5 protein-coding genes are annotated in these 4,697 nt (G+C 39.6%); all 5 read right to left on the bottom strand.

Annotation, left to right across the window (positions count from 1 at the left end; all coding sequences use genetic code 11):
• The coding region (locus AC1DDX_RS03700) for a 3-keto-disaccharide hydrolase (RefSeq protein WP_477621784.1) at positions 1-623 on the bottom strand (623 nt) is incomplete at its 3' end.
• A 12-nt stretch (positions 624-635) separates the two neighbouring features.
• On the bottom strand, positions 636-2,003 hold the full coding sequence (locus AC1DDX_RS03695) for a Gfo/Idh/MocA family protein (RefSeq protein ID WP_337715206.1): 1,368 nt from the start codon (positions 2,001-2,003) through the stop codon (positions 636-638).
• A gap of 30 nt (positions 2,004-2,033) precedes the next feature.
• Positions 2,034-2,753 carry a 3-keto-disaccharide hydrolase gene (locus AC1DDX_RS03690; RefSeq protein WP_172663848.1) on the bottom strand — a complete coding sequence of 240 codons (720 nt, stop codon included), beginning with the start codon at positions 2,751-2,753 and terminating at the stop codon, positions 2,034-2,036.
• 62 nt (positions 2,754-2,815) lie between these two features.
• Positions 2,816-4,384: a RagB/SusD family nutrient uptake outer membrane protein gene (locus AC1DDX_RS03685; protein WP_337715204.1), complete on the bottom strand. Its 1,569-nt coding sequence runs from the start codon at positions 4,382-4,384 to the stop codon at positions 2,816-2,818.
• A gap of 29 nt (positions 4,385-4,413) precedes the next feature.
• The coding region (locus tag AC1DDX_RS03680; RefSeq protein ID WP_477621783.1) for a hypothetical protein at positions 4,414-4,697 on the bottom strand (284 nt) is incomplete at its 5' end.

Genomic DNA, 4,697 nt, shown 5'->3' with positions numbered 1-4,697 from the left:
AAATTTTTAAGGGATTTATACTTGCTTTTCTCTATTAATGATTTAAAAGATTCTGTGCTCCTGTCATAATCTACAACTTTGCGCCCATTTAACCAATGCTGAATATGATTCTTGTTTACAATGATTCTGGCTATATTCCAGTGTTCAAGCAATGCGGGATTTTTCTTATCAGCAGATATCAGATCATACAATGATGCCAGTGAGCGAAGTTCACCGCGCTCTGGATATTTAAAGTTCATTTCATCTAATATTTGATATTCAAGACCTAAGAAAGTACCTTTTTGTGCTTCATAATCATTTGTTACCAGATATTTAACCCCACTGTTTGTTTCTTTTGAGATTTTAAATTCAAAGAAAAGTTCAAAGTTGTCGAATTGAGCATTGGTTATAATATCCATTTGCTTGCCGTTTTCGGGTTTTACAGCAAGCAGCTCTCCGTTTTTAATTTCCCATCCTCCTTCAGCTATCTTTTTCCATCCGTTAAATGTTTTCCCATCAAAAAGCAAACTCCATCCCAATGCTTTCTCTTGACTGGTTAAGGTATTCGGAGGCTGAGCAAAGGCACCAAAAATGCATATTCCCTGCAGTAATATAATATTGAAGCACAACCTGGATATATTCATAAAGATTGATTTTTAGATTTTGGGTTCCCATCCCTTTTCGTACGAACGGCCCCATAGTTTCTGAGCTTCTTTGTCGCCAACGATGTGACCGTTTTTCGGATCAATTTTTAAGTCGCGACCAACCCTCCATGATATATTGCCTAACTGCATGGCTACACAGCTTTTGTAACCGAGTTCAACATCACAGTTCGGACGCCTGTTGTTTCTGATGGCATCAAGAAAATCTGCCATATGCAAACTATCCATCCCTAAACTTGGACTCGCTGTATTTCTTCCCTCTAAAGATTCTCCGCCAGATTTTGGTGTCACATCCTGAATTAGCTTTCCTTGAAGATCATATATTTTATAAGCATCATCTCCGGTATCCAGGCTTCCTTTTTCACCATAAAAGATAATTCCTCTTTCCTGTCCTTCAACTTTTCTTCCGTTACAGCTTCTGTTTTCCCAAAGCAAGGTAACCTTACCAGGATAATCTATCGTTACTACCTGCGTGTCTGGGGTTTCCCAGTCATCATTAAAATGATATCTTCCGCCGGAAGAGCTAACGCGGGTCGGAAAATCTACTCCCAGACCCCAACGGGCTACATCTACCTCGTGCGTTCCATTATTTAGCGCTTCGCCGGTTCCCCAGTTCCAGAACCAGTGCCAGTTGTAGTGGATTAAACCATCTTTGTAATTAACACGTGGTGCTGGTCCCTGCCATAAATCATAATCCAGCCAGTCGGGTACATTTGCTGGCTTTAAAAAGGTTTCTTTCCTGGTATTCGTATACCATGTTTTTGCCATATATACGCGGCCAATTATCCCTTCATGGAGTAGCTGTATTCCTTTGGTTAGCGTAGGGGCAGAGCGACGTTGGGCGCCCATTTGCACTATTCTGTTGTATTTTCTGGCTGCTGCTACTGCAATTTCACCCTCTCTTGGATTATGGCTTAATGGCTTTTCAACATATACATGTTTTCCGGCCTGGCAAGCCATAATGGTTAATGGTGCATGCCAATGATCAGGAGTTGCCGTGTATATTGCATCAACAGATTTATCTTCCAGAACCTTGCGCAGGTCTTTTTCAGATTTTGGTGGAGTTGTTTGACCAGCTTTCACAATAGTGTTTATTGCCTTAGGAATGGCTCTTGAATCTACATCACAAACTGTAACTATTTGCGTGTTTTTTTGTTTGGCAATTGTACCTCCCATGCTATTCCCACGGCTATTAACGCCGATAGTTGCTATGTTTATTCTGTCATTTGCGCCAATAATATTTCTATAGCTTTTGGCACTAAACCCAGAGGCAGTTCCTCCGAATACACTATTTCCAACAGATAAAGCTGCTGTTCCGATACCTATTTTTTTTATGAAATCTCTTCTTGAATTGTTGCTCATAATTGGTTTTTGGTTGATTGTTTTGGAATTCTATAAAACTCTGATTTTAACATTTTTGAATGAAACTTCATCCCCATGGTCTTGAAGTAGAATATGCCCTTTTTTTACCTGACCAAACGGTGGTTCTGAATCTTTAAACTTACTTAGCTTCCATGCTTCTTTGTAGGAATCACTGCTGCGGTCAAAGGAAAGCGTCTTTTTTCCATTTAAGTAATGAGTTACTTTAGTGCCTTTGGCTACGATTCTTGCTCGGTTCCATTCACCGGTTTTATTCTCCTGTGGTACATCTAAAGGTAGCATGTCATACAAACCAGCCTGTAAACGGTTGCCATTCCTTCCCAATTTTGCATCAGGGTGTTTTACATTATCTAATATCTGGTATTCTAATCCGAGCCAACCTCCTTTAGTATACTTAGTGAAGAAATATTTTATTCCACTATTTCCTCCTTCAGAAAGCTTAAAGTCAACAGAGAGATCAAAATCAGCATATTCATCTTTTGTAAAAATATCACCACCTCCTTTTTCTCCTTCCTTTTTTGCAGATAAAATGCCATTTTCTATTTTCCATCCTGTAGCTGGTGGCGTATCTTTCCCAACAGATGTCCATCCGTTAAGACTTTGACCATCAAAAAGGAGTTTCCAACCTTGTTTGATTTCCTGTTTGGTAAGGGAGTTGTCTTTGTTTTGAGCATATGATACTCCTGTAAGAAGGAGTATCACTAGTAACACCGGGGTTATTTTTGAGTTCATATAAATAAATTTAGCGAAACAATTGTTAACGATAGTTGATTAATGCAACATGTATAAACATGTTACATCTGGGTATATCCTTTGTTTTGTATTATTTTTTGTGGATTTGACTGCATCACTGTCATTGGAATAGGATAAGTCAATGCATTATCACTCCAGGTAAAGCTATTGTAACCATCAAACTGTTGTTCTGCAATCATCACATCTTTGGCTCGTCCTGTTCTTACAAGGTCAAACCACCGGTGATTCTCAAAAGCCAGCTCAACACGGCGCTCGTTTTCAATTGCTAACAGGAAAGCCTGATCACCGCTGAATTCACTCAATTGATAATCGTGTAATAAATTCGGTGCTGGTTGAATATTAGGGTCGCCAGGAGTTTTTCTTGCCCGTTCCCGAATTTTGTTTAGATAAGTTAGGGCAATTCCCTTGTCGCCCCCGCCACGAGCCAGCGCCTCAGCATAAAGTAAGTACACGTCTCCCAGACGTAATTCTATCCAATTGTTGCCATTGTCTGAACCGCTTGTTGAAACATCATAGTATTTACGCACATATTTCTCGGTTTGCAAGGCTCCGGTTTTAGCATTGATCCAGCCATCTCGCATGGATACAAATTTCCTGGGATCTCCGGTTTCATAAGCATTTGACATGTATTGGGTAGGAGAGTTCTCACCACCCTTGTCGCCCACCAAAACAACCTCTTTATCTGAAAATCTTGGAGCGAAATTGTTATTCCATGGACTACCAGTTGCTCCATTTGGTGCGCCTTTCATGTATTGAACTTCAAAAAGAGATTCAGTACTGTTCTTTTTAGAAACATCAAACAGGTCTTTATAGCTTGGAACCAGAGAATACGCAGAATTATTTACTACTTCTGCAAGTTTTTGACTGGCAAGATTGTAATATTCGCCTCCTTTATTAAGCGGATAGCCTGCCATGGTTAAATAAACTTTACCAAGCAATGCTGAGGCTCCGGCCTTGGTTACTCTACCTTTGTCTGTGCCTCCGTATGACTGAGGAAGATTAGCTTCGGCATATTTTAGGTCTGCAATGATGAAATCATACATTTCTTGCAATGGTGCACGCCCAAGTGCATATGCTTCAGTTTGACTTAGTTCTTTGTCTGCTTTGATTACCCCTAAAAGCTGGCCATTTAAAGCTGGCCCTCCAAATGCCCTATTGAGCCAGAAATAAACAAGCGCTCTTAAGAAACTGGCTTCTGCTTTATACTGACTTCTTAATTTTTCATCAGTGAAGGTAGCTGCATCGCTGCGACCAAGAACAATATTGCATCTTAGTATTGTTTTATAACTGTCATCCCACATGTCTGTTATAAAGTTGTTTTCAGGAAGTAAGGGAGAGGCAAATTCATCTATGCCTTTTTCATTTGCAGGGTTTCCCGACAGCCAGGAATAGGTAGTGTTGTCTGAACGGATTTCGCCAAGCCTCACATATGTTGAATTGTATAATGAACGCAAATTGCCATAAGCAGAAAGGGTTGCCTGATTAATGTCCTGTTGTGTTTTATAGAATGAATTGGCATTTAAATTTGATTTCGGGTTCAGGTCAATAAAGTCATCACTGCATGATGCCAGAAAGAAGACTGCTACGAATAATAGATTTATCTTTTTCATATATTTAAAATATAAGCATTAATGAATGTTTAAAACGTCAAATTAAGTCCAAGGATAAACGTCCTTGCAGTTGGATAGCCCAAGTAATCGCCACCTTTTGTAAGTCCGGCACCTTCGCTGCTCGTTTCCGGATCATATCCTGTATAATTGGTTATTGTAAATAAATTGCTTCCGGTTACATATACACTTAAAGCCTTTACCTTTATTTTTTTGGTAAAATTTTCACTGAAATTATATGCAAAATTTACATTCCTAAGTCTTAAATATGATGCGTCCTGAACCCATGCCGAGGAAGGGTCTCTTTGCCAACCCG

The sequence above is a fragment of the Pedobacter sp. 10L46_2 genome (assembly GCF_056395165.1).
This window is presented reverse-complemented; position numbering and strand designations above follow the sequence as displayed.